Origin of the sequence: Nonomuraea sp. B5E05 (assembly GCF_039880665.1) — a bacterium.
Taxonomy (GTDB): Bacteria; Actinomycetota; Actinomycetes; order Streptosporangiales; family Streptosporangiaceae; genus Nonomuraea.
The window spans coordinates 1-1,018 of record NZ_JBDPMJ010000099.1; the positions used below are offsets into that span (position 1 = coordinate 1).

Consider the following 1,018-nt stretch of genomic DNA (forward strand, 5'->3'; position numbering starts at 1 on the left):
TGAGCCTTTCCGCGTAACGGATCACGACCTTGTGTGATCACATCTTCGGTTAGGTGTGGCGTCCGTGTTCGAGACGGAGGAGGACGAGGGCCGCCCGGGTGATCGCGCCGATTCGCCAGGGGTCGAGGGTGACGCGCCGCAGCGCCTTGAAGGTGGTCTTGAGCAGGGAGTTGGCGCGTTCGGCCACGGCGTGGACGCCGCGAATGACCTGGTTGTAGGCGCGCTGGTCTTCTGTGAGCCGGCCGTTCTTGGGCTTCTTGATCGGGTGGCGTACGGCGGGGCTGAGATTCTCATAGCCCAGGTCGGCGAGGGTGAGCAGGCCCGTCTGGGCCAGGTCTTCCAGAGCGGGCAGCAACTCCTTCGCGGCCTTGGCGCAGGTGGTGTCGTGTTCGCGTCCGGGGCGGACCTCGGAGGTCCACAGTGGCCAGCCGTCCGGGTCGGACATCACCTGGATATTGCCGCCGTGATGCTTGTGCTTGCCACTCCACCACAGGTCAGCGCCGTTCGGGCTGGGCGTGGACACCCGATCGGTGCGCACCACGGTGCCGTCCAGGTTCAGATGCGTGGCCCCCGCGGTCTTGGCCTCCTCCAGCGCGGTGTGAAGGTCGGGAGCTTGGGCGGCCAGGACGTCGATCCCTTCATGCAGGTAGGCGTAGGCGGTGCTCCTGCCGATGCTGTTGTCGACGGCTAGATCACGGACCCGCGTGTCCTCCAGGAACCACCGCAGCACCAGCACAGCCTGGCTGAACGGGCCGAGCGCCCGTGTTCCTGCTCGTGTGCGGCGCGTAAGCCGATGAGCTGCGAGTTGGGCGGCGAGGAACTCGGCGGTGGACCGGTTGACCGCAAGAGTCGCGGTGTATGTGACACTGGTGGGCACGTGAAGCCTCTGGTTCCGAAGTCGATCTGTCGCAAGACCAACTTCTACCAGGGGCTTTACGCTTCTCGATCATCGGGGGCGCCGGCGTCGGGGCGGCCCGAGGATCACACTCTGTCGCGGGGGCTTACGCGGAAGGGCTCA

Annotated in this window: 1 protein-coding gene; it reads right to left on the reverse strand. The window is 66.3% G+C overall.

Going from position 1 to position 1,018, the window contains the following annotated elements; translation table 11 throughout:
- Positions 1-49: 49 nt before the first annotated feature.
- Positions 50-877, reverse strand: coding sequence for a transposase family protein (locus ABGB01_RS45960; RefSeq protein WP_347780648.1), 828 nt, complete (start codon positions 875-877; stop codon positions 50-52).
- Positions 878-1,018 lie beyond the last annotated feature (141 nt).